Raw genomic sequence first — 23,524 nt, forward strand, 5'->3', positions numbered from 1 at the left:
AGGGATCAATGAGCGAAGATCGGACCAGGGTCAGTGCCATCGAAGACGGTCGTTTTCGGCTATTGATCGATGCGGTGATCGACTATGCGATCTACATGCTTGATCCGGACGGCATCGTTACCAGCTGGAACGCCGGCGCCAGGCGTTTCAAGGGCTATGAGGAGGCGGAAATCCTCGGCCAGCATTTCTCGCGTTTCTACACCGATGACGATCGCCGTGCGGGCTTGCCCCAGCGGGCACTGGACACGGCGATTCGTGAAGGGCGTTTCGAGGGGGAAGGCTGGCGGGTGCGCAAGGACGGCACGCACTTCTGGTCCCATGTGGTCATCGATCCGATCCTCGACCCGTCGGGCACATTGCTGGGTTTCGCCAAGATCACCCGGGACCTGACCGATCGCAAAATGGCCGAGGAAGTCCTCAAGCAAAGCGAGCAGCAGTTCCGCCTGCTGGTGCAGAGCGTTACCGACTACGCGATCTACATGCTTTCCCCGGACGGACGGGTGAGCAACTGGAACCCGGGCGCCCAGCGCATCAAGGGCTATTTGCCGGAAGAGGTCATTGGCCAGCATTTTTCGATGTTCTACACCCCGGAGGATCGCGATGCCTGCGAGCCACAACGGACACTGGACATCGCCGTTCGTGAAGGACGCTTTGAAAACAAGGGCTGGAGGGTGCGCAAGGACGGTACGCGGTTCCTCGCCCATGTGATTGTCGAACCGATCCGGGGTGACACCGGTACCTTGCTCGGTTTTGCCAAGATCACCCGGGACATCACTGAAGTCACCCAGGCGCAGCAGGCGCTCGAGCAAACCCGGGAGGCCCTGTTCCAGGCGCAGAAAATGCAGGCCATCGGTCAGCTCAGCGGCGGGATCGCCCACGACTTCAACAACCTGCTGACGGTGATCCTCGGCAATCTGGAAATCGTGCGCAAACGGGGGACGGACGATCCCAAAATAACCCGCCTGATCGACAACGCCACCCAAGGCGCCTTGCGCGGGGTTTCCCTGACCCAGCGCATGCTGGCGTTTGCCCGACGTCAGGAGCTCAAGTCGGAACCGGTGCGGATACCAGCCTTGGTGGACGGCATTTCCGGGCTCTTGCGTAGCTCCCTGGGGCCTTCGGTGAACATCGAAACATGTTTTCCCGAGGATCTTGAACCGGTGATGGCGGACGTCAATCAACTGGAACTGGCCGTGCTGAACCTGGCGACCAATGCCCGTGACGCCATGCCCCACGGCGGGACCATTACCTTCAGTGCCAGGACCGAGGAAGTACTCGACAACGGCACCTCATTCCTGGCCGCGGGGCGCTATGTCTGCGTGAACATTACCGATACCGGCGAGGGCATGGATGAAGCCACGCTGGCCTCGGCTATGGACCCGTTCTTTACCACCAAGGGCGTCGGCAAAGGCACGGGCCTGGGGTTGTCGATGGTTCACGGTTTCATTGAACAACTGGGCGGACGGTTCATCCTCAAGAGCCGCAAAGACCATGGTACGACCGCCGAACTCTGGTTGCCGGTCGCCACCCGTGGTGCGGCGGTGCAACCGGTCGCCGAAGCGGTGGCCGTGTCGGTGCCTGGCCTGTGTGTACTGGTCGTGGACGATGACAGCCTGGTGTTGACCAGCACCAGCCTGCTGCTAGAGGACCTTGGGCACCGGGTCATCAGTGCGGCTTGCGGTGCCAGGGCGCTGGAACTGTTCAGCAGTGAACCGGAGATTGACCTGGTCATAACCGACATGGCCATGCCACAGATGAGTGGTGCTCAACTGGCCAAGGCCATCAGTATCTTGCGACCGAGCGTGCCGATCATCCTCGCCACCGGTTATGCCGATCGGCTGGAAGGCTTTGCCGCGCGCCTGCCACGTTTGTCGAAACCCTATACCCAACTCCACCTGGTGGAAATCATTGCCCTGGCGATGAAGTGACACGGCGGTTGTGCCGCTCATAGCGGGCCAGCATCGGCTGGGTGCTGATGCCGTGGACCAGTATGCTCAGTGCCACCACCGACAGCGTCAGGTCGGCACACAAGGTTGCCACCGAAGGCAACAGATCGTGGTTCAAGGCGTAGAAAAGGTAGTAGAAACTCCCGATGCCGCGAATCCCGAACCAGCCGATCAACCAGCGCTGGGGGCCATTGAGCAACGAACCCCAAGGCATCAGCCAGACACTCAACGGGCGAATCACGGCGAACAGCACCAACGCGACCAGCAGCGCCCGCCAGTCCCAGTGCGCGATCAGCACAATACCGAGCAAGGTCACCAGAAACACTTCCATGGCCCGTTCCACCAGGCTGCCGAACGACAGCATGTCGCCCATCATGATCCCGGCGGCGACTTGCGTGTCTTGCAGGTGCTCCACATTGCCGAGCACGGCCGCCTCGGGTTCGACATGTTGATGACCGACCACCGCTTGAACCAGATGTTCGGCCGGTGTATGGGCACCGCCGCTGGTCTTGACCTCGGCCTGACGCAAGCCCAGGCCGGCGGCAAACACCGAGAGAAACCCGTAACCGTCGATGGTTTCGGCTGCGACATACGCCAGTGCGATCAAGGCCAGGGCCAGGTAGTCATTGGGGGAGAACGTGCTGTCGTCATTCTTGATGCGCATGACCAATGTCAGGTGACCAATGCCGCGTCCCATCCAGAAGCCGGTCAGCAGGCCGGCGGGTACGGCCCAAAGCAGCCGCTTGAGCGCCCAGTCATCGAGCCAGGCACCCGTGTTGTCGTTTTGTTGCAGAAATAGCAAGCCGAGGATGACAAAGGGGAATGCAATTCCGTCGTTGAGACCGGCTTCACCCGTCAGTCCGAACCTGACCGGATCATAATCCCTGGCATCGTTGACCTGTATCAGGGAGGCCAGGACCGGGTCGGTCGGCGCCAGAATCGATGCAATCAGCAGCGACACTCCCCAAGGCAAGCCAAATCCGAAACTCAGCAGCACGCTCACACCGGCAATGCTCAGAACCATCACCGGTCCCGCCAGGGTAAATGCCACCCGCCATCGGCGATCGCGCAGGGACAGCCGCAACTTCAGTCCGCAGACAAACAGTGAAAAAAGCACCGCCACCTCGCTCAGATGCTCCATCCAGAAGGCTGCGTCCTTGATGTCCAGCCTGAGCAATCCAAGCCCTGCCGGCCCGATGGCCACACCCAGCGCCAGACACACCGCCGAGGTGGTCACGGGCAACCAGCGCAGGTATGACGATGTGAGCGCCAGTGTCAACAACACGGCCCCCAGCACCGCGACCCAGGCAGTGAAATTCATCAACCGACAGGCGCGCGCAGGTACTCGGGGGTGAGCACGTTGGACCACATCAGGACCATCGTTACCAGAATAGTCACCAGCACCAATAAACCGACAGCCCAGACGCAAGCGGCGTTGAGCAAGCCCTGTTCCTTACGCTCATGCATGAAGGTCGGCAACCCGATGAACAACAGGAACGTCGAATAAACCGAAGCCGCCGCCAGTACGATGATCGCCAGCCAACGACTGGGGTACAGGCCCGCGATTGCGGCGATGAAAAAAGGCGTTGCGGTGTAAGCCGTGAAACCAATGCACTGGTTGATTGTTGGCCTGGCCTCGAAAGAGCGGGACATCCAACGGATAAACAAACCCATCACCGCGATACCGACAATGATGGTCAGGTACAGCAACACACTCAGTTGCAGTGCGCTGTGGGGGGTGAGCAGTACCGTTTCGTTTTCCGCCAGGCTCCAGCCGACATAGGTCGTACCGACGAACAGACACACGGCGGGAATCAGGGCCAGTAACAGTAAGTGCGCGAGGTAATGCCGCGGATGGGCTTCCTCTTCCTTGCGGATATCCGTCCAGGCGAAGTTCGGTTGAGTGAACAGTTTGACGATAGGTGCGGACATGACGACCTCCAGGTATCAGGACCTATACGGTGTGGAGCGCTGGAAGTCGTCGCGGGTTCAACTTTTCGGCGGCGTCACAGTATCGGTTTACCGCCGGTAGCGCCGTAACGCTGGCCCGTGATGTAACTGGCTTCATCCGAGGCCAGCAGCACGTAGATCGGCGCGACTTCCACGGGTTGGCCTGGGCGGCCGAGTGAGGTGTTGGCGCCGAAGTTTTCTATCGTTTCATCGGTCATCGTCGAGACGATCAGTGGCGTCCAGATCGGTCCCGGTGCGACGCAGTTGACCCGGATATTCCTCGCAGCCAGCAACTGGCCGAGACCGGCGCTGAAGTTGGCGATTGCGCCCTTGGTGGTGGCATAGGCCAGCAGGGTCGGATTGGGCAAGTCGGAATTGACGGAGCTTGTGTTGATGATCGAACCGCCAGGTCCCATGTGTTTCAGGGCCGCCTGGCAAATCCTGAAGATCGCGGTAATGTTGACGTCGAAGGTCATCACCCATTCGTCGTCCGGAATGTCTTCGAGGCTGTCGTGGGTCATCTGGTATGCGGCGTTATTGACCAGCACGTCAATGCGACCGAAGCGCTCGGCGGTTTTTTCCACCAGGGCCCGGCAGTGGGCCTTTTGCGCCAAGTCCCCCGGCAGCAGCAGGCACTGGCGACCCGCTTGCTCGATCCAGTTTGCGGTTTGCCTGGCGTCCTCATGTTCATTGAGGTAAGCGAGCGCCACATCGGCGCCTTCGCGGGCAAAGGCAATGGCGACCGCACGGCCGATGCCACTGTCGCCACCGGTGATCAGGGCGGCTTTGCCAACCAGGCGATCGGACCCCTTATAGGAATGCTCGCCACAATCGGGAACGGGATCCATTTTGTGCTGAGCGCCAGGGACCGCTTGATGCTGCTTGGGGAAGGGTGGCTTGGGATAGTCGTTCATCATCGATCTCCGTTCTCGAGGCTAAGGCGTCAGAGGGTTGACCCTGAGGTTTTGGCTTGAGTTCGGTTGGATTTTTGATGTCCCGGCCACTGTAGGAGCGAGCCTGCTCCCACAGGGATCCTGGTTGTTGTCTAAAGGCGGGTCAGGCCTTGAGATGGCGCAAGCTGCGCTCCATCCGCGATATGCCTTCTTCCAGCAACGACCGTGGGCAGCCGAAGTTCAGGCGTACGAACTGCTTGCAGTCGTCGCCGAAGTCCAGGCCGGCGCTCAAACCGACCTTGGCCTGTTCGAGGAAGAACTGCTGCGGGTCGTCCAGCCCCAGTGCCGTGCAGTCGAGCCATGCCAGGTAGGTGCTTTGCGGCAGGTTCATGGTGATGCCCGGCAGGCGGGTGCGCACGGCCTCGGCGAGAAAATCGCGGTTGCCTTGCAGGTAGACCTTCAGCTCGGCCAGCCATGGCGCGGCTTCGCTGTAGGCGACGCGGGTGGCTTCCATGCCCAGCGGATTGACGCTGTCGACCATGCCGCAACGGGCGTGGTTGACCTTCTCGCGCAGGTGGCGGTCCTGGATGATCATGAACGAGGTCTTCAGGCCGGCGATGTTGTAGGCCTTGCTCGCCGACATCAGCGTGATGGTGCGCTGGGCGACTTGCGGGCTCAGGGTCGCCATCGGAATGTGCTGGCGGCCGTCGAAGCACAACTCGGCGTGGATCTCATCGGAAATGATCCAGGCACCGTGCTCAAGGCAAATGTCGGCAATGGCTTGCAGTTCTGCGCGGGGGAAGGCCTTGCCCAGCGGGTTGTGCGGGTTGCTCAGCAGCAGCGCGCCACCGCCTTGCAGCGACTGGCTCAGGGTGTCCAGCGGCGTGGTGTAGGTGCCGTCGGCTTGCGCATCGAAATTCAGTTCGACCTTGTTCAGGCCCCAATGCCCGGGCGCATGGCGCAGCGGAGGGTAGTTCGGCACCTGCACCACGACATTCTGTGGCGCCTGCACCAGTGCCTTGAGCGCCATGTTGAAACCGGACTCGACGCCCGGCAGGAAAATCAGCTCCTGGGGCTCGACGCGCCAGGCGTATTTGTTCCAGAGGTCGGCGACGATCGCCTCGCGCAGGTCATCCTGGGCCACGCTGTAGCCGACCATCGGGTGCTCCAGTCGCTTTTGCAGGGCCTGGATGATCACCGGCGGTGCGGCGAAGTCCATGTCGGCGACCCACATCGGCAACACGTCGGCCGGGTAGCGGCTCCACTTGGTACTGCCGGTGTGGTGGCGGTCGAACACCTGATCAAAATCGAAAGTCATGCGTAGTCTCATGAAAGCTGGGTTGGAATGCTGACCATGATAAACGCCAAGCCCTGTGGGAGCGAGCTTGCTCCCACAGGTTGTGTGCCTTGGCTCGCATCGGGGAATCGCCCGACGGTCGGCTGTCATGGTGATTTCGACAGCATTGACTAAAGTTCAAGTGTCGGCAGCCAGGCTGCCGCGACCGTGGTTGTTCAAAAAGGCCCGGCCATGTACCGGGTTCCACCTGATCAGGAGTGCACGATGGATCTCAGCCGTCGTCAGTTCTTCAAGGTCGCCGGTATCGGCCTTGCAGGCTCTAGCCTGGGCGCGTTGGGCATGGCCCCGACGGTTGCCTTTGCCGAACAGGTGCGTCACTTCAAGCTCGCCCACACCCATGAAACCCGCAACACCTGTCCGTATTGCTCGGTCGGTTGCGGCTTGATCATGTACAGCCAGGGCGATGCGGCGAAGAATGTCGCGCAAAACATCATCCACATCGAAGGTGACGCCGACCACCCGGTCAACCGCGGCACCCTGTGCCCCAAAGGCGCGGGCCTGCTGGACTTCATTCACAGCCCCGGTCGCCTGCAATACCCGCAGGTGCGCAAACCCGGCAGCACCGAATGGACCCGCATCTCCTGGGATGAAGCCCTCGATCGCATCGCCGACCTGATGAAGGCCGACCGCGACGCCAACTTCATCGAGAAGAACGCCCAGGGCCAAACGGTGAACCGCTGGCTGACCACCGGTTTCCTCGCGGCATCGGCGGCGTCCAACGAAGCCGGCTACATCACCCACAAAGTGGTGCGCAGTCTCGGCATGCTGGGGTTCGATAACCAGGCGCGTGTCTGACACGGCCCGACGGTGGCAAGTCTTGCCCCGACGTACGGCCGTGGTGCCATGACCAATACCTGGACCGATATCGCCAATGCGAACCTGGTCCTGGTGATGGGCGGCAACGCAGCAGAAGCGCATCCGTGCGGCTTCAAATGGGTGACCGAAGCCAAGGCGCACAACAAGGCGCGGCTGATCGTGGTCGACCCGCGTTTTACCCGGACCGCCTCGGTGGCCGACTATTACGCGCCGATCCGCACCGGCACCGACATTGCCTTCATGGGCGGGCTGATCAATTACCTGCTGACCGAGGACAAGATCCAGCACGAGTACGTGCGCAACTACACCGACGTGTCGTTCATCGTCAAAGCCGGCTATGGCTTCGAGGACGGGATTTTCAGCGGCTACGACGCGGCCAAGCGTCTCTACACCGACAAGTCCGGCTGGGGCTATGAACTTGGTGAAGACGGTTTTGCCAAGGTCGACCCGACCCTGCAGGACCCACGTTGCGTCTATCAATTGATGAAGCAGCATTACAGCCGCTACACCAGGGAGCTGGCGAGCCAGATCTGCGGCATGCCGGTCGACGCCATGCAGAAAATCTGGGAGGAGATCGCCACCTGCTCGACGCCGGGCAAGACCATGACCATCCTCTATGCCCTGGGCTGGACCCAGCACTCGACTGGCGCGCAGATGATTCGCAGCGCGGCGATGGTGCAACTGCTGCTGGGCAACGTCGGTATGCCGGGCGGCGGCGTGAATGCCTTGCGCGGGCATTCCAACATCCAGGGGCTGACGGACTTGGGCTTGTTGTCCAACTCATTGCCGGGCTACCTCACGCTGCCCGGCGATGCCGATCAGGATTACAACGCCTACATCGTCAAACGCACGCAAAAACCGTTGCGCCCGGGGCAACTGTCCTACTGGCAGAACTACGGCAAATTCCACGTCAGCCTGATGAAAGCCTGGTACGGCGCCAACGCCACGGCCGAGAACAACTGGGCCTACGACTACCTGCCGAAACTGGATATTCCCCAGTACGACATCCTCAAGGTGTTCGACCTGATGGGCCAGGGCAAGGTCAACGGCTACATGTGCCAGGGCTTCAATCCCATTGCCGCATTACCCGACAAGAACCGGGTGATGGTGGCATTGGCGAAGTTGAAGTGGCTGGTGGTGATGGATCCGCTGGCCACCGAGACCTCGGAGTTCTGGCATAAGGTCGGGCCGTACAATGACGTGAACAGCGCCGACATCCAGACCGAAGTCATTCGCCTGCCCACCACCTGTTTTGCCGAAGAGGACGGTTCGCTGGTCAACAGCAGCCGCTGGTTGCAATGGCACTGGAAGGGCGCGGATGGCCCCGGCGAAGCGCGCACCGACATCCGCATCATGAGCGAGCTGTTCCTGCGCCTGCGCCAGCGCTACCAGGCCAATGGCGGCAAATACCCCGATCCGATGCTCAAGTTGTCGTGGCCGTACAAGATCCCCGAGGAACCTTCGCCGGAAGAGCTGGCCAAGGAAATCAACGGCTCCGCCACTGCTGACTTCACCGACGCCACGGGCGCGGCGATCAAGGCCAATGCGCAACTGGCCGGGTTTGGCCAGCTCAAGGATGACGGCAGCACGGCGTCCGGCTGCTGGATTTTCTGTGGCAGCTGGACCGAACTGGGCAACCAGATGGCCCGCCGCGACAACAACGACCCATACGGCATGCACCAGCATCAAGGTTGGGCCTGGGCCTGGCCGGCCAACCGGCGGATTCTCTACAACCGCGCCTCGGCGGACCTGCAAGGCAAACCGTGGGATCCGAAAAAACGCCTGGTGTGGTGGAACGGCAAAACCTGGGGCGGCACCGATGTGCCGGACTACAAGGCCGACGTGCCGCCGGAAGCGGGGATGAATCCGTTCATCATGAACCCCGAGGGCGTGGCGCGATTCTTCGCCGTCGACAAGATGAACGAAGGCCCGTTCCCCGAACACTACGAGCCATTCGAGACGCCGATCGGCATCAACCCGCTGCACCCGCAAAACAAGAAAGCCACCAGCAACCCGGCGGCACGGATCTTCGATTCGGTGTGGGATTCCCTCGGCGTGGCCAAGGATTACCCGTACGCCGCCACCAGTTACCGGCTGACCGAGCATTTCCACTTCTGGAGCAAGCATTGCAAGCTCAACGCGATTACCCAACCGGAGCAATTCGTCGAGATCGGTGAAGTGCTGGCCAAGGAAAAAGGCATCGTCGCCGGCGACCGGGTGCGGGTCAGCAGCAAGCGCGGTTTCATCGAAGCGGTGGCGGTGGTGACCAAGCGGATTCGTCCGCTGCAGGTCAACAACCAGGTGGTGCACCAGATCGGCATTCCGTTGCACTGGGGCTTCACCGGCCTCACGCGCCACGGCTACCTGACCAACACCCTGGTGCCGTTCCTCGGCGATGGCAACACCCAGACCCCGGAATCCAAATCATTCCTGGTCAACGTGGAGAAAGTCTAAATGGCCAGCCAAGACATCATCGCCCGTTCGGCCACCACCACAGTCCCGCCTTCGGTGCGCAACCAGGAGGAAGTCGCCAAGCTGATCGACACCACCAAATGCATCGGCTGCAAGGCCTGCCAGGTCGCCTGTTCGGAATGGAACGAACTGCGTGACGAAGTCGGTCACAACCATGGCACCTACGACAACCCGCAGGACCTCACCGCCGAAACCTGGACGTTGATGCGCTTCACCGAGCACGAGACCGACGCCGGTAACCTGGAATGGTTGATCCGCAAGGATGGCTGCATGCACTGCGCCGAACCCGGTTGCCTGGCGGCATGCCCCAGCCCGGGGGCGATCATCAAGCACGCCAATGGCATCGTCGATTTCGATCAGGATCATTGCATCGGTTGCGGCTATTGCATCACCGGGTGTCCGTTCAACATTCCACGGATCTCGCAAAAGGATCACAAGGCCTACAAATGCACCTTGTGCTCGGACCGGGTCGCGGTAGGGCTGGAACCGGCCTGCGTGAAAACCTGCCCGACCGGCGCCATCGTGTTCGGTACCAAGGACGACATGAAGGAACATGCGGCCGAGCGTATCGTCGACCTCAAGAGCCGGGGCTTTGAAAACGCCGGCCTGTACGACCCCGAAGGCGTCGGCGGTACCCACGTGATGTACGTGTTGCACCACGCCGATACGCCAAGGCTGTACGCCGGCTTGCCCGATCACCCGGCGATCAGTCCGTTGGTGGGGCTGTGGAAAGGCATCAGCAAACCCCTGGCGCTGCTGGCCATGGGCGCAGCGGTGGTGGCCGGGTTCTTCCACTACGTGCGTGTCGGCCCGCAGATCGTCGAAGAGGATGAACATCCGCAGCCGCCGGACACCGCCGTGCATGAAGTCGACCCGTCGGTGCACACCTTCGATCCCCGTGGGGAGGGCAGGCCATGAGCAACAAGACGATCCTGCGCTACACCAGCAACCAGCGCACCAATCACTGGCTGGTGGCGATTCTGTTCCTCATGGCCGGGCTGTCCGGGCTGGCGCTGTTCCACCCGGCGCTGTTCTGGCTGAGCAACCTGTTCGGCGGCGGGCCATGGACACGTATCCTGCACCCGTTCATGGGCATACTGATGTTCGTGCTGTTCCTCGCACTGGTGTTGCGCTTCTGGCGCGCCAACTACTTCATCGCCAATGATCGCCTATGGCTAAGGCGCATCGACCGGGTGATGAAAAATGAGGAGGAGGGCGTCCCGCCCATCGGCAAATACAACCCCGGGCAGAAGCTGCTGTTCTGGACTTTACTGCTGTGCATGCTGGTGCTGTTGTTCAGCGGGCTGGTGATCTGGCGTGCGTACTTCAGCGAGTATTTCGGCATCACCGCGATACGCTGGGCGATGTTGCTGCATGCGCTGGCCGGTTTTGTGCTGATCCTGAGCATCATCGTGCACATCTATGCTGGCATCTGGATCAAGGGCTCGGTCAGCGCCATGTTGCACGGCAGGGTCAGCCGCGACTGGGCCAGGAAACACCACGAACTCTGGTATCGCCAAGTGACTCAAGATGAGACCCGCGACGAAGCGCCCGAGCGACCGATCACTAAAAAGGGCTGACCTTTGCCAACCATCCTGGAACCTGGAGAAATCGAAGCGGCGGCCAGTTCGCCGCCGTTTCTGTACATGCCACCGCCCAACCTGTTCAACCTGCGTGCCCAGCGCCTGGAAATGCTGGCCAAAGGGCACCCGCTGGCCGACTACCTGCGCCTGATCGCCGGGTTGTGCCGGGTGCAGCAACAGGTACTGGACGACCCGCCCTCAAGCGAACCCCTCGACCGACAACGCATCGAGTTGTGCCAGCAACATGGCTTGCCGCCGTTCGCGGCCGATAGCCTGGCGCGCGAAGACGATTGGCAGCTTTACCTCGATGCCTTGTTGCAGCGCTATAACGCACCGCCACAATCCGCGGTGGCCGATGCCGTGGACAGCTTGCGCCTGGCCGGTGCCGGGCAGCGTCGTGCCTGGGCGGTGGCACTGGTCAGCGGCCAGTATTCGCTGGTGCCGGCCGCGCTGGTGCCGTTTCTCGGTGCGGCGCTGCAAACGGCCTGGAGCCACTGGCTGTTGAGTACGCCAAACCTCTCGCTGACCGCCGGCGACAGCCTCAGCCAGTGCCCGGCCTGTGGCTCGCCGGCCATGGCCGGGGTCATCCGCCATCGCGGCAAGCACAACGGTTTGCGTTACCTGGTCTGTTCGCTGTGCGCCTGCGAGTGGCATGTGGTGCGGGTCAAGTGCGTGTATTGCGAGCAGAGCAAGGGCCTGGAATACCTCAGCCTTGAAGATGATCGCCATGCCGCCAACCAGGCGCCGTTGCGCGCCGAAGTCTGCCCTGGTTGCAACAGCTATCTGAAGTTGCTTTATCTGGAGAACGATGCGCACGCCGAAGCGTTGTCGGCCGACCTGTCCAGCCTGATGCTCGACATGCGCCTGGCCCAGGACGGTTATCAGCGTCTGGCACCCAATCTGTTGCTGGCGCCGGGAGACGAGTAACCGCAGCGTCTACACTCTGGCGCGAGGGTCATTCGTTATCAGGAGCGCCAGATGTCTGCACGCAGTGCCAGCCAACCCCTGCGTCTACCTTCCATCGACAGTCTGTTGCGCCACCCGGCGTGCCAGCCGTTGGCCGAGCGCTATGGGCGCGAGGCCTTGCTGACCACCTTGCGGTTATTGCTGGATGAATTGCGCGAAGGGGTACGACAGGGTTTGCTCGAAGCTGTTGAAGTCAGCCCTGATGTACTGGCGGGCAGGGTCGGCGAGCGACTGGCAACCCAGCATCGCAGCCATGTGCGCCGGGTGTTCAACCTCACCGGTACGGTCTTGCACACCAACCTCGGCCGGGCGCTGTTGCCAGAGGAGGCGATTGAAGCGGTGCAAATGGCCGCGCGCTATCCGCTCAACCTCGAGTTCGACCTGCATAGCGGCAAGCGCGGAGACCGCGACGACCTGATCGAAAATTTGATTCGCGAGCTGACCGGCGCCGAAGCAGTGACCGTGGTCAACAACAATGCCGCGGCGGTGCTCCTGACCCTCAACAGCCTGGGCGCGCGCAAGGAAGGGATTATCTCCCGGGGCGAACTGATTGAAATCGGCGGCGCCTTCCGCATCCCCGATATCATGGCCCGCGCCGGAGTGAAGCTGATTGAGGTCGGCACCACCAATCGCACCCATGCCCGCGACTACGAGGCTGCCATCGGCCCGCGCAGCGGCTTGATCATGCGCGTGCATGCGAGCAACTACAGCATTCAAGGGTTCACCACCAGCGTGCCGACTGCCGAACTGGCGCAACTGGCCCATCTGCACGGTTTGCCTCTGCTTGAAGACCTCGGCAGCGGCAGTCTGCTGGACTTGTCCCGCTGGGGCTTGCCGCCGGAGCCGACAGTGCGCCAGGCCCTGCTCGATGGCGCGGACATCGTCACCTTCAGTGGCGACAAACTGCTCGGCGGGCCACAGGCCGGGGTGATTGTCGGCCGCAAGGAACTGATCGCCAGGATCAAGAAAAATCCCCTCAAGCGGGCGCTGCGCGTCGACAAGATGACCCTGGCCGCCCTGGAAGCGGTGCTGGGTTTGTACCGCAATCCGGACCGGTTGGCCGAGCGTTTGCCGAGCCTGCGCCTGCTGACTCGGCCACAGGCCGATATCCTCGCCCAGGCCGAGCGTTTGCGACCGTGGCTGGCCCAGGTGCTGGGTGACGGCTGGAGCGTCAGTGCCATGCCGGCGCTGGGTATGATCGGCAGCGGCAGCCAACCGGTGGCGCGGCTGGCCAGCGCCGCGCTGTGTCTGCGCCCGCTGACCTCCAAGCGCTTGCGCGGGCGTTCGCTGTTGACGCTGGAAGAGGCCTTTCGCGCCTTGCCGATTGCGGTCCTGGGGCGCATCGACGATGACGCCCTGTGGCTGGACCTGCGGCAACTGGACGACGAACCGGCATGGCTGGCGCAGCTCGATCAATTACAGGTGGAGGGCCGGGCAGGGTGATTGTCGGCACCGCAGGGCACATCGACCATGGCAAGACGGCGCTGCTCCAGGCGTTGACCGGTCAGGCGGGTGACCGTCGCCGCGAAGAGCGCGAGCGCGGCATGACCATCGACCTCGGCTACCTGTATGCCGCGCTGGAGACGGATGCGCCGCTGACCGGTTTCATCGACGTTCCGGGCCATGAGCGCTTCACCCACAACATGCTGGCCGGGGCGCAGGGCATCGATCTGGTGTTGCTGGTGGTGGCCGCCGATGACGGGGTGATGCCGCAGACCCGCGAGCACCTGGCGATTGTCCAGCTATTGGGTATCCCTCGGGCACTGGTGGCGATCAGCAAGTGCGACCGGGTCGACAGCGCCCGGGTACAGGAGGTGCGCGATCAGGTCCGCACCTTGTTGGCGCCCGGGCCGTATGCCGATGCACCGCTGATTGCGCTGTCGAGCCTGACGGGCGAGGGCATCGAAACCCTGCGCCAACAATTGCTGCAAGCCCAGCGCGGAGTGCAGCAGCGCAGCACCGAAGGTGGTTTTCGCCTGGCGATCGACCGGGCCTTCAGCGTGGCCGGGGCCGGTATCGTGGTCACCGGCACGGCGCTGTCCGGTCAGGTCGCGGTGGGCGATACCCTGCTGTTGGGGCCACAAGGCAAACCGGTGCGCGTTCGCGGCCTGCACGCGCAAAACCAGGCCGCCGGCCACGCCTTGGCCGGCCAGCGCGTGGCGTTGAACCTGAGTGCCGAACGGCTGGCCCTGGAGCATATCCATCGCGGCCATTGGTTACTCGCCGAAGCCCTGTATGCGCCCACCCAGCGCCTGGACATCGACATGCAGTTGCTAGCCACCGAACCCCGCGCCTTCGAGCACTTTCAACCGGTGCACGTACACCTCGGCACCCTGGACGTCACCGGTCGAGTCGCCTTGCTCGAAGGCGCCAGCCTGGCACCGGGTGAGCGGATGCTGGCGCAACTGCTGCTCAATACACCGGTGCATGCGGTGAAAGGCGATCCGCTGATCCTGCGCGACCAGAGTGCCCAACGCACCCTTGGCGGCGGCCGGGTGCTCGACCCGTTTGCTCCCACTCGGCAACGCCGCAGCCCCGAACGATTGGCGCAGCTGCATGCATTGGTGAACAGCGCAACGCTGGAGGATGTTTTGCCGGCATTGCTGGCCAATAGCGACACAGGGCTCGATCCACAGCGCCTGGCGCGACAGTTCAACCGACCGCGCAGCAGTTGGGTGTTGCCCGCTGACGTGCGCCTGATCGATACCCGCCAAGGCCCATTGCTGTTCAGTGCCAGCCGTTGGGAAGCCTTGAAATCGCCTTTAGTGGAGCAACTCGCGCGTTTCCATGAACTCGAACCGGACCAGATGGGCCCGGATCGGGACCGCCTGCGCCGATTCACCGGCAGTACTTTGGAACGCCCAACGTTTATCAGCCTGCTCGACGAGTTGTTGGCCAGCGGCGACATCGCCAGCAGCGGACCGTGGTTGCACCTGCCCGGGCATCAGGTGCGCTTGAGCGAAGAGGACGAAGCCCTGTGGCTAGAATTGCAGCCGCTTTTCGAACAGGCCGGATTCGACCCGCCCTGGGTGCGTAACCTGGGGCATGACGAAGCGACCGTCCGCGCATTGCTACGCAAGATGGCGCGTCTGGGCTTGATGCACCAGGTGGTGCGCGATCTGTTTTACCCCGACAACATGATTCGCCGATTGACGGCTATGCTGTTGCAGCTGGCGGACGCCAACCCGGTGATCCAGGTGGCGGCATTTCGGGATGCGGTGGGTCTGGGGCGCAAGCGCAGCATTCAGATACTGGAGTACTTTGACCGTATCGGTCTGACACGACGCTTGGGTGATCGCCGGCAGATTCGCCTGGACAGTGCGTTGGCCCAGCACATAGAGCACTGATTCAAAGACATGATTTCAAGGAAGGCAATCGCGCCCGGTGGCGCGGCCGGGCTTCAAACCCGGTTGGGGACGGCATCCGTTCCCGGGCAGGTTCGACTCCGGCTGCCTTCCGCCACTTCCCGGTCAGAACGGCCCGAAGTCCAACGGGTACTGGATGACCACTATGCATTGAAAGGAATTTAAGGGCTGTGGATGGCAACTCTGCGTATAGAGTTGATCGCCGTTCTGGATTCCAGTCTTATTTATCTTCGTGATGGTTGTTACAGTTGCGCGGGTGTCAGGAGGAATGATGACTGCAAGTAGTTTTCAAAACGAAGTGCCCAAGGCTCGAGTTAATATCAAGCTCGATTTGCACACGGGTGGCGCACAGAAAAAAGTCGAATTGCCGCTTAAGTTGATGGTGATGGGCGACTACAGCAACGGTAAGGAACAGCGCCCGCTGTCCGCAAGAAACAAAATGAACATTGACAAGAATAATTTCGACAGTGTTTTGTCCGAGTATTCACCAAGCCTGAAGCTGGCGGTGGAAAACACACTGGTCAATGACCACTGCGACACCTCTGTGGAATTGAGTTTCCGGGCCATGAAAGACTTTGAACCGGAACAGGTGGCGCGGCAGATTCCGCAGTTGCGCGCACTGTTGGCCATGCGCAACCTGCTGCGCGATCTCAAGTCGAACCTGCTGGACAACGCGACCTTTCGGCACGAACTGGAGCGCATCCTCAAGGATGATGCGCTGAGTGACGAACTGCGTGCCGAACTGGCTGCCCTGGCTCCAAAAGAAGTTCGTTAATTTCCCTTCGGTTCGCTTCACAGGAAAACTCTAAATGTCCGTTGAACATTCTTCCGCGCAATCGCGTGGCGATACAGTGTTGTCTGAAGAAAGCCAGGGTATATATAGCGCTTTGTTCAGTAAGATCAATCTGAATCCAGTAGAGGAGTTGGCCGGTTTCGACTCCTTTCAGGACAATGAAGCATTGTCCGAGGCCTCTGCCGATGAGCGCGTGACCGCTGCCGTCAGCGTTTTCCTGAACTTGCTCAAGCAGTCTTCACATAAAGTCGAGCGTCTGGACAAGGCGCTGCTCGATGAGCACATTGCATCGTTGGACGAGCAGATCAGTCGCCAGCTCGATGCCGTCATGCACCATCCCGACTTCCAGCGCGTCGAGTCGACCTGGCGCGGCGTGAAATCGCTGATCGACCAAACCGATTTCCGCCGCAACGTTCGCATCGAGTTGCTGGATATCAGCAAGGACCATTTGGTCCAGGACTTCGAAGACGCACCGGAAATCGCCCAGAGCGGGTTGTATTTCCATAGCTACATCCAGGAATACGACACGCCGGGTGGCGAACCTATCGCTGCAGCCATTTCCAATTACGAATTCGACCGCAGCCCTCAGGATGTTGCCTTGTTGCGCAATGTTTCCAAGGTGGCGGCCGCAGCACACATGCCGTTCATAGGTTCTGTGGGACCTGCTTTTTTCGGCAAGGAATCGATGGAAGAAGTCGCTGCGATCAAGGACATCGGCAACTACTTTGACCGCGCCGAATACATCAAGTGGAAAGCCTTTCGCGACAGTGACGATGCCCGCTACATCGGCCTGACCATGCCGCGGGTGCTCGGTCGCTTGCCCTACGGTCCTGACACCATTGCGGTGCGCAGCTTCAACTACATCGAAAGCGTCAAGGGGCCGGACCACGACAAGTACCTGTGGACCAATGCCTCGTTCGCGTTTGCCGCGAACATGGTCAAGAGCTTCATCAGCAACGGCTGGTGTGTGCAGATCCGCGGCCCACAGTCGGGTGGCGCGGTCACCGGCCTGCCGATTCATCTGTACGACCTGGGCACCGGCAATCAGGTGAAAATCCCCTCGGAGGTGATGATTCCCGAGACGCGTGAATTTGAATTCGCCAACCTCGGTTTCATTCCTTTGTCGTACTACAAGAATCGCGACTACGCGTGTTTCTTCTCAGCCAACTCCAGCCAGAAACCCGCCCTGTACGACACCGCCGACGCGACTGCCAACAGCCGTATCAACTCGCGCTTGCCGTACATTTTCCTCCTGTCGCGCATCGCTCACTACTTGAAAATGATCCAGCGCGAGAACATCGGAACCACCAAGGATCGTCGCTTGCTGGAGCTTGAGCTCAACAAGTGGATCGGTGGGCTGGTCACCGAAATGACCGACCCCGGCGACGATTTGCAGGCTTCGCACCCGCTGCGTGAGGCGAAGGTGACGGTGGAAGACATCGAGGACAACCCCGGCTTCTTCCGCGTCAAGTTGTACGCCGTGCCGCACTTTCAGGTGGAAGGCATGGACGTCAACCTGTCACTGGTTTCGCAGATGCCCAAGGCCAAAAACTGAGCCTGTTCAAACCCGGGCCATTTCGTAGGAAACGACTGTCATGAAGATCGACCGCCCCCTGTGGGCCGCGGGGGCGTTGCTGTCTCCGCAGCAATTCCAGCAGCAGGCGCGCTGGGAAGCCTGGACCAATGAGTGCCTTGCGCACCTGTCGTTGGTACATCCCTGGGGTGTACAAGCAATGGACGTTGATCTGCAGGCACTGCGCCTGGGCAAGTTAAAACTGACCCGGCTGCACTTGCGCATGGCCGACGGTACCCTGGTCGATACCGATCATGTCGATCGCCTGCCTCCTGCACTGGAGTTGGCTCGGCAGCTGCCTGATGACAGTCAGAGCGTCACGCTGTTGCTGGCCTTGCCGCTGGAACAGGGCAATGGCAACAACTGTCTGTTCGACGGGGGCAGGGCCGATCGACCAATGCGCTATCGTCAGGCTTGGCGCAAGGTTCAAGACGTGTTTGGCGATGAGGTGCAATCGATCGGGGTGCTGGAGCATGCCTTGAGCTTGCGCCTGGTCAACGATGACAACGCCGATTACCTGACTTGCCCGATTGCCCGTCTGATTCGCGACGGGCAGGGGGCCTGGATGCTCGACCCGGGCTACGTACCGCCGCTTCTCAGCTTTGCTGCTCACCCGGGTTTGCTTACCCAACTGGACAATCTGTTGACCCAGTTGGCCGCCAAGCGTCAACGGCTCATGGGCATGCGGCGCGAGAGTAATCAGCGCATGGCGGACTTTGCGGTGGCCGATGTGTCGTTGTTCTGGCTGCTAAATGCCTTGAACAGCTATCAACCCGTGTTGGCTGACCTCAAGGCGCATCCGGGGCGCCATCCCGAACAGGTCTATCTGGAACTGGCCAGGCTGGCTGGAAGCCTGCTGACCTTTTCGCTGGAACATGACATCGAGCTGATTCCTGCCTATCGGCACGAACACCTGGAAACCGTCTTCCCGCCGTTGATGAGCATGATTTCCACCTTGCTGGAAGCCAGCCTTCCGTCCCGGGTCATCGCCCTGGAGTTGCAGGAAACGGGCGCCAACCGCTGGCAAGTCAGTCTCAACGACGCTCGTTTGTGTGAGCCTGGCGGCGCGGACTTCTATCTGTCCGTGCGTTGTCGCCTGCCGGCCGCGCAGTTGCAGAGCCAGTTTCCTCGACTGTGCAAGATCGGTACGCCGGATGAGGTGGATCAATTGATCAATGCTGCACTGGACGGCGTGCCCATGCAGGCGCTCAGCCATGTGCCGGCCGCGATTCCGTTGCGCCTGGAAAATCAATACTTCGCCCTTGATCTCAATCATGCCAAGGGGCTGGCGATGCTGGCCGCGGGGGTCTGCGCATTGTATGTGCCGAGCACATTGGTCGAGGTCAGGCTTGAACTGTTTGCGGTGTTGCGCACATGAACGGAAAAACCGAAAAGCAAACCCGCTCGCCCGTGAACATCGACGTCCTGTTGCAGGACAGCTACCTGCTGGTGGTTGAACTGCGCCAGGCTGGATCAGCAAAAAACAGCCAGGGGCTGTGGTCACGTTGTGCCGACCAGATCGAATACGTTCGCCAGTCGCTTGAACAGGCCGGTTTGAGTCGGCGCAGCATCGACTACATCAGCTACGCCCAATGCGCGTTGCTCGATGAAACCGTGCTCGGCTATGCCGAGGGCAAAGATCATGCTTCCTGGGCCAGCGAACCCTTGCAGGCGAAGTTCTTCAGCCGCCACCAGGCCGGTGAGTTTCTGTATGAAGACATGCGCGAAGTGTTGCGCGAGCCCGCACCGGACCGGCAGGTGCTGACAGCATTCCAGCGGGTATTGATGCTGGGCTTTCGCGGCCGCTATCGCGAGCTGAATGACCCTGATCGCCTGCAACTGCTGGCAGCCTTGAATGCGCAGGTTCCGCCACTGCAACTCAACCATGGGTTAGCGACACAAGCGGGCATCGGCTACCGATCCGGCAGCTGGCGTTGGCAGCGTTCCCCGCTGGCCCAGGTTGTGCTGGCAGGGTTGTTGCTCACGGGGATCTGGCTGGGGCTCGATCACCTGTTGGGCGGTGTCATCGCCAACCTCCAGCCTGGCCAGGCGTGAGCCACCGATGACGTACAAACTCAATCGACTCCTCTGGCTTTGGGCCGGCGCGCTTGTCCTGGCATTGCTGGCGATCATCCCGCTGGCGGCCTGGACACGTGCAACGGCGGTTTTGTTCGTGGCGTGCGTTGCCATAGCGGTCTGGATCAGGATCGGGCGACGGGCGAAGCGTCAAGCCGGGTCACGGGTGCTGGCCGCTAACCTGACGCTGCCACCGGCGGATTATTGTCAGCCGGTGGTATTGGTCTGTGGTGATGGCCTGGACGGTCTGTTCGGCGCGGTTGCCGGTGATTCGCCAGCGTTGCGCAAGACCGGGCAAGGTTGCTACTTGCGGGTGCCAGACCTGATGCAACTGCCGGAGCTGATAGCCAGCGTATTGGCCCGTCGGCCGGCATGGGGCGGGCAGCTTGCTGTCATGTTCGTTTCCAACCCGGGCGAGCATGACGACCGCGCCGTACTGGCGGGGCAGGTGCGGGCTTTTTGTCATCAGGTTGCCCTGGTTCGCAAACGCGGGATTGCATTGCCGATGTTGCTGGTCAGTTACCTGCAAGCTTCTCAGGGCGAGGGGGCCTGGTTCAGTTGGGAGGCGGGTCAGACCAGCCCCGAGGTCCGTGAGGCCGGGATGCATGCCGGCCTGGTCGATTGGCAGCAGTTGGCAGTGGACGATGTCACGCGTATGGCGCGCATGCATACCGGCGTTCAAGTGAGCAGCGTTGCGGCCTGGCTGGAGGAGGCGGTACTGCCGGACCTGGCCGCGCGTGACCGCCGCCATTCGATAGGTCCCGCAGTGGCCATCGCCATCACGCTGGTGCCGGTGTTGCCCCGGACCGTGTCGGGGAACCTCTGGCAACAATGGCTGAGCGACAAGCTGTCGCTGTCAGTCGACTGGCAGGCACAGACCGCAGGCGCGGCGCCACTGCCATTCCCTGACCCGTTGCTGCAGTTGCTGCCCATCCGTATCCAGCGAACGCCGATACGCCGGGCGGGGGTGATTGCGCTGTGGCTGTTTGTGGTCGCGACTGCGGTGGCCTTGGCCAGTTCGGCCTGGCAGAACATGTTGCTGGCGCGTCAGGTCACCGATGACCTGCGTCGCTACACCTCCATGGCGCCACCGGCCCCTTTCGACCAGACCGGGATTGTCCAGCGCGAAGCGGCATTGACGACGCTTCGCCAGCACGCCGAGCGTCTGGACAACCATTACCGTCATGGTGCTCCGCTGAAGTTGGGTTTGGGCCTGTATCGCGGCGACCGACTGCGTGCGCCGGTGCTGGCGGCGATTGCCAGTCACCGCACTCTGCCGTCAGCGCCACTCGCGGTAAAAGTCGCCAAAGCGGTACGCCTGGACAACCTGTCGCTGTTCAAAAGCGGCAGCGCCGTGCTCAAGCCTGATTCGACCAAAGTGCTGATCAATGCCCTGGCGGACATCAAGGCCCAGCCGGGATGGCTGATCGTCATCGCCGGGCATACCGATGCGTCGGGCAATGACGCGCAAAACCTTCTGCTGTCCCGGGCCCGCGCGGCGTCGGTGCGGGACTGGATGCAACGCATGGGCGATCTGCCCGACAGTTGTTTTGCTGTCCAGGGCTTCGGCGCCAGGCAGCCGATCGCCAGCAATGACACCGAGGCGGGGCGCACTGCCAACCGTCGAGTCGAAATTCGCCTGATACCGGAAACGGGGGCTTGCTCGCATTCCCCAACGATACCGGGCTGACAACCCCAGTCGCGTCACGCGGCATTCATGTTCTTAGAAAAGGAGTTTCACATGGCAATTCCCATTTACCTCTGGCTGCAAGACGACGGCGGCGCGGACATCAAAGGTTCGGTGAACGTGCAAAAACGCGAGGGCAGCATTGAGGTGCTGGCCCAGGATCACAGCCTGTACATCCCCACCGACAACAACACCGGCAAGTTGACCGGTGCCCGGGTCCATGCCCCGTTTCTGTTCACCAAGGAAATCGATGCCTCCAGCCCGTACCTGTACAAGGCGGTGACCACTGGCCAGACCCTCAAGAGTGCCGAGTTCAAGTGGTATCGCATCGACGACGCAGGCCAAGAAGTCGAGTACTTCGTGACTCAACTCGAAAACGTCAAGGTGGTGAAGGTCGCGCCAAAAATGCACGACATCAAAGACCCTTCGAAGGAGAAGCACAACCACCTGGAATTGATTGAACTGCGTTACGACAAAATCACCTGGACCTACAAGGACGGCAACATCATTCACAGCGATTCCTGGAACGAACGCCAGAGCGTCTGACGCGAAAACACCAGCAGGCAGAACGCTGCCTGCTGGTTTGAGTGTGTCGGCTTGAGCGCCTGTTGGCGGACGCTCAACCCGGCACATCGAGCTTCAAGCCCACCACCGGCAATACGCCAGGAACTCAGCACAAGGACGCCCAGCATGGCCCATCACGCCACCCGTTTGCTTCGCCGCCTCAATCCTTACTGCGCCCAGGCCTTGAGCGCGGCGGCATCGTTGTGCCAAAGCCGCGCCCACGGGCAGATCAGCATCGAGCACTGGCTCCTCAAACTGCTGGAGCAGGGCGAGGGTGACCTGACGCTTATTGCGCGCCGTTACGAATGGGATATAGACGCCCTCTGGCACGGCTTGCTCGAGCATCTCGACAGCTTGCCGCGCAGCGTGCAGGGCAAGCCGCAGCTGTGCGGCAAGTTACAGCAATTGATCAAGAACGCCTGGCTACGTGCATCGCTGGACGACGACAATGACAGCCTGCGCTCGGCCCACCTGCTCGGTGCGCTGCTGGAGACCCCGACACTGCTGGCCTGTGAAGCGGCCTGGCCGATGCTCAGTCTCGGTCCGGTGCAATTGCAGCACTTGCTCCCGCTGCTGGACCAGCACTCCGAAGAACGACCGCACCTGCAACAGGAGCAGACGCTGGATCGCAAGGCGGTGATCCTCGACAACTCATCGAGTGCTCAACGGTGCGATGCATTGAGGGCGGTGCTGGACAAGTACACCCAGGACCTGACCGCCAAGGCCCGGGAGGGAGGCATCGACCCGGTGTTCGGGCGTGACGATGAAATCCGTCAGGTCATCGACATCCTCAGTCGTCGGCGCAAGAACAACCCGCTGCTGGTGGGGGAACCGGGGGTCGGCAAGACCGCGCTGGTCGAGGGCCTGGCCTTGCGCATTGCCGAGGGCAATGTGCCCGACAGCCTCAAGCCGGTCAGCGTGCGCACCCTCGATCTGGGCCTGTTGCAAGCCGGAGCCGGGGTCAAGGGCGAGTTCGAACAACGCCTGAAAAACGTCATCGAGGCCGTTCAGCAATCAGAAACTCCGGTCCTGCTGTTCATCGACGAAGCCCACACCCTGATCGGTGCCGGCAACCAGGCCGGTGGCGCCGATGCGGCAAATCTGCTCAAGCCCGCCCTGGCTCGCGGAGAATTGCGCACCATCCGGATACCAATCTTGTAGGTCTGCGGCTCCACCAGTGATTGCCAGCGCACGAAGATGCGGTCTGGTAGATCGACGTTGTTCACTGGCATCGTCGACCCCGCCCCTTGGTGCCAGCCTTCCGCTTTGCCTGTGTAACTGACTACTCCTCCCGACACATGGAAAAACGCCAACCCGCGCTGGTCGAGCACATCCACGCTCTCGACCCAGACTTCCATGAAGCGTGGCGCGGCCAGGCCGACGTACCAGCTCTGGTAGGGCAACTTGGGCGGTGTGGGACCACCGGCGCAGGCACACAGGCTGAACAGCAGGCCAACCAGCAAGATCAGACGCTTCATTGCGG

17 protein-coding genes, 1 tRNA gene and 2 pseudogenes are annotated in these 23,524 nt (G+C 61.4%); 15 read left to right on the forward strand and 5 right to left on the reverse strand.

Annotated features, from left to right (window positions below):
• The first annotated feature begins 8 nt into the window (after positions 1-8).
• Positions 9-1,928, forward strand: coding sequence for a PAS domain S-box protein (locus ACM6G4_RS20145; protein ID WP_409079024.1), 1,920 nt, complete (start codon positions 9-11; stop codon positions 1,926-1,928).
• Here the strand turns inward: ACM6G4_RS20145 and ACM6G4_RS20150 are convergent.
• The 4 genes from ACM6G4_RS20150 to ACM6G4_RS20165 form a co-directional block, all read right to left on the reverse strand.
• Positions 1,906-3,267: a cation:proton antiporter gene (locus tag ACM6G4_RS20150; RefSeq protein ID WP_414914461.1), complete on the reverse strand. Its 1,362-nt coding sequence runs from the start codon at positions 3,265-3,267 to the stop codon at positions 1,906-1,908. The genes ACM6G4_RS20145 and ACM6G4_RS20150 overlap by 23 nt on opposite strands.
• Complete coding sequence (locus ACM6G4_RS20155; protein WP_414914462.1) at positions 3,267-3,878, reverse strand: Yip1 family protein; 612 nt, start codon at positions 3,876-3,878, stop codon at positions 3,267-3,269. Before ACM6G4_RS20155 ends, ACM6G4_RS20150 begins: the two co-directional genes overlap by 1 nt.
• 74 nt (positions 3,879-3,952) lie before the next feature.
• Positions 3,953-4,810, reverse strand: a complete 858-nt coding sequence (locus tag ACM6G4_RS20160) for an SDR family oxidoreductase (RefSeq protein ID WP_414914463.1) — start codon at positions 4,808-4,810, stop codon at positions 3,953-3,955.
• Positions 4,811-4,952: 142 nt separating this feature from the next.
• Positions 4,953-6,107 carry a MalY/PatB family protein gene (locus ACM6G4_RS20165; protein ID WP_414914464.1) on the reverse strand — a complete coding sequence of 385 codons (1,155 nt, stop codon included), beginning with the start codon at positions 6,105-6,107 and terminating at the stop codon, positions 4,953-4,955.
• Positions 6,108-6,350: 243 nt separating this feature from the next.
• On the opposite strand from ACM6G4_RS20165, the gene fdnG reads away from it, so the two are divergent.
• From fdnG to ACM6G4_RS20235, 14 genes and pseudogenes are all read left to right on the forward strand, one after another.
• Positions 6,351-9,416 carry a formate dehydrogenase-N subunit alpha gene (gene fdnG, locus ACM6G4_RS20170; RefSeq protein WP_223541220.1) on the forward strand — a complete coding sequence of 1,022 codons (3,066 nt, stop codon included), beginning with the start codon at positions 6,351-6,353 and terminating at the stop codon, positions 9,414-9,416.
• Positions 9,417-10,352 carry a formate dehydrogenase subunit beta gene (gene fdxH, locus ACM6G4_RS20175; protein WP_056724791.1) on the forward strand — a complete coding sequence of 312 codons (936 nt, stop codon included), beginning with the start codon at positions 9,417-9,419 and terminating at the stop codon, positions 10,350-10,352.
• Positions 10,349-11,014, forward strand: a complete 666-nt coding sequence (locus ACM6G4_RS20180; RefSeq protein WP_056724793.1) for a formate dehydrogenase subunit gamma — start codon at positions 10,349-10,351, stop codon at positions 11,012-11,014. The genes fdxH and ACM6G4_RS20180 overlap by 4 nt, the downstream gene beginning before the upstream one ends.
• A gap of 3 nt (positions 11,015-11,017) precedes the next feature.
• Positions 11,018-11,944, forward strand: a complete 927-nt coding sequence (fdhE, locus tag ACM6G4_RS20185; protein WP_056724795.1) for a formate dehydrogenase accessory protein FdhE — start codon at positions 11,018-11,020, stop codon at positions 11,942-11,944.
• Positions 11,945-11,995: 51 nt separating this feature from the next.
• Positions 11,996-13,426, forward strand: a complete 1,431-nt coding sequence (gene selA / locus ACM6G4_RS20190; RefSeq protein ID WP_056724796.1) for an L-seryl-tRNA(Sec) selenium transferase — start codon at positions 11,996-11,998, stop codon at positions 13,424-13,426.
• Entirely contained in the window at positions 13,423-15,330 is a 1,908-nt protein-coding gene (selB, locus tag ACM6G4_RS20195) for a selenocysteine-specific translation elongation factor (protein WP_223541219.1), read from the forward strand. Before selA ends, selB begins: the two co-directional genes overlap by 4 nt.
• A gap of 19 nt (positions 15,331-15,349) precedes the next feature.
• Positions 15,350-15,445, forward strand: a tRNA-Sec gene (locus tag ACM6G4_RS20200).
• A gap of 174 nt (positions 15,446-15,619) precedes the next feature.
• The gene (gene tssB / locus ACM6G4_RS20205) at positions 15,620-16,123 is read left to right on the forward strand and encodes a type VI secretion system contractile sheath small subunit (RefSeq protein WP_056724801.1); all 504 of its coding nucleotides are present in this window, start codon (positions 15,620-15,622) and stop codon (positions 16,121-16,123) included.
• Positions 16,124-16,157: 34 nt separating this feature from the next.
• On the forward strand, positions 16,158-17,696 hold the full coding sequence (gene tssC, locus ACM6G4_RS20210) for a type VI secretion system contractile sheath large subunit (RefSeq protein WP_056724803.1): 1,539 nt from the start codon (positions 16,158-16,160) through the stop codon (positions 17,694-17,696).
• 40 nt (positions 17,697-17,736) lie between these two features.
• Positions 17,737-19,092 carry a type VI secretion system baseplate subunit TssK gene (tssK, locus tag ACM6G4_RS20215; protein ID WP_056724805.1) on the forward strand — a complete coding sequence of 452 codons (1,356 nt, stop codon included), beginning with the start codon at positions 17,737-17,739 and terminating at the stop codon, positions 19,090-19,092.
• The gene (tssL, locus tag ACM6G4_RS20220; RefSeq protein ID WP_056724808.1) at positions 19,089-19,769 is read left to right on the forward strand and encodes a type VI secretion system protein TssL, short form; all 681 of its coding nucleotides are present in this window, start codon (positions 19,089-19,091) and stop codon (positions 19,767-19,769) included. Before tssK ends, tssL begins: the two co-directional genes overlap by 4 nt.
• Positions 19,770-19,776: 7 nt before the next feature.
• The gene (locus ACM6G4_RS20225) at positions 19,777-21,480 is read left to right on the forward strand and encodes an OmpA family protein (RefSeq protein ID WP_056724809.1); all 1,704 of its coding nucleotides are present in this window, start codon (positions 19,777-19,779) and stop codon (positions 21,478-21,480) included.
• A gap of 51 nt (positions 21,481-21,531) precedes the next feature.
• Positions 21,532-22,023 carry an Hcp family type VI secretion system effector gene (locus ACM6G4_RS20230; RefSeq protein WP_409079022.1) on the forward strand — a complete coding sequence of 164 codons (492 nt, stop codon included), beginning with the start codon at positions 21,532-21,534 and terminating at the stop codon, positions 22,021-22,023.
• Between the two features lie 144 nt (positions 22,024-22,167).
• Positions 22,168-23,184 (forward strand): annotated as a pseudogene (locus tag ACM6G4_RS20235) (AAA family ATPase); the annotation flags it as partial.
• 53 nt (positions 23,185-23,237) lie between these two features.
• Here ACM6G4_RS20235 and ACM6G4_RS20240 read toward each other — a convergent pair.
• Positions 23,238-23,519: pseudogene (locus ACM6G4_RS20240) on the reverse strand (DUF2931 family protein); the annotation flags it as partial.
• Positions 23,520-23,524 lie beyond the last annotated feature (5 nt).

The organism is Pseudomonas sp. IT-P258, from assembly GCF_949767825.1.
GTDB lineage: Bacteria > Pseudomonadota > Gammaproteobacteria > Pseudomonadales > Pseudomonadaceae > Aquipseudomonas > Aquipseudomonas monachiensis.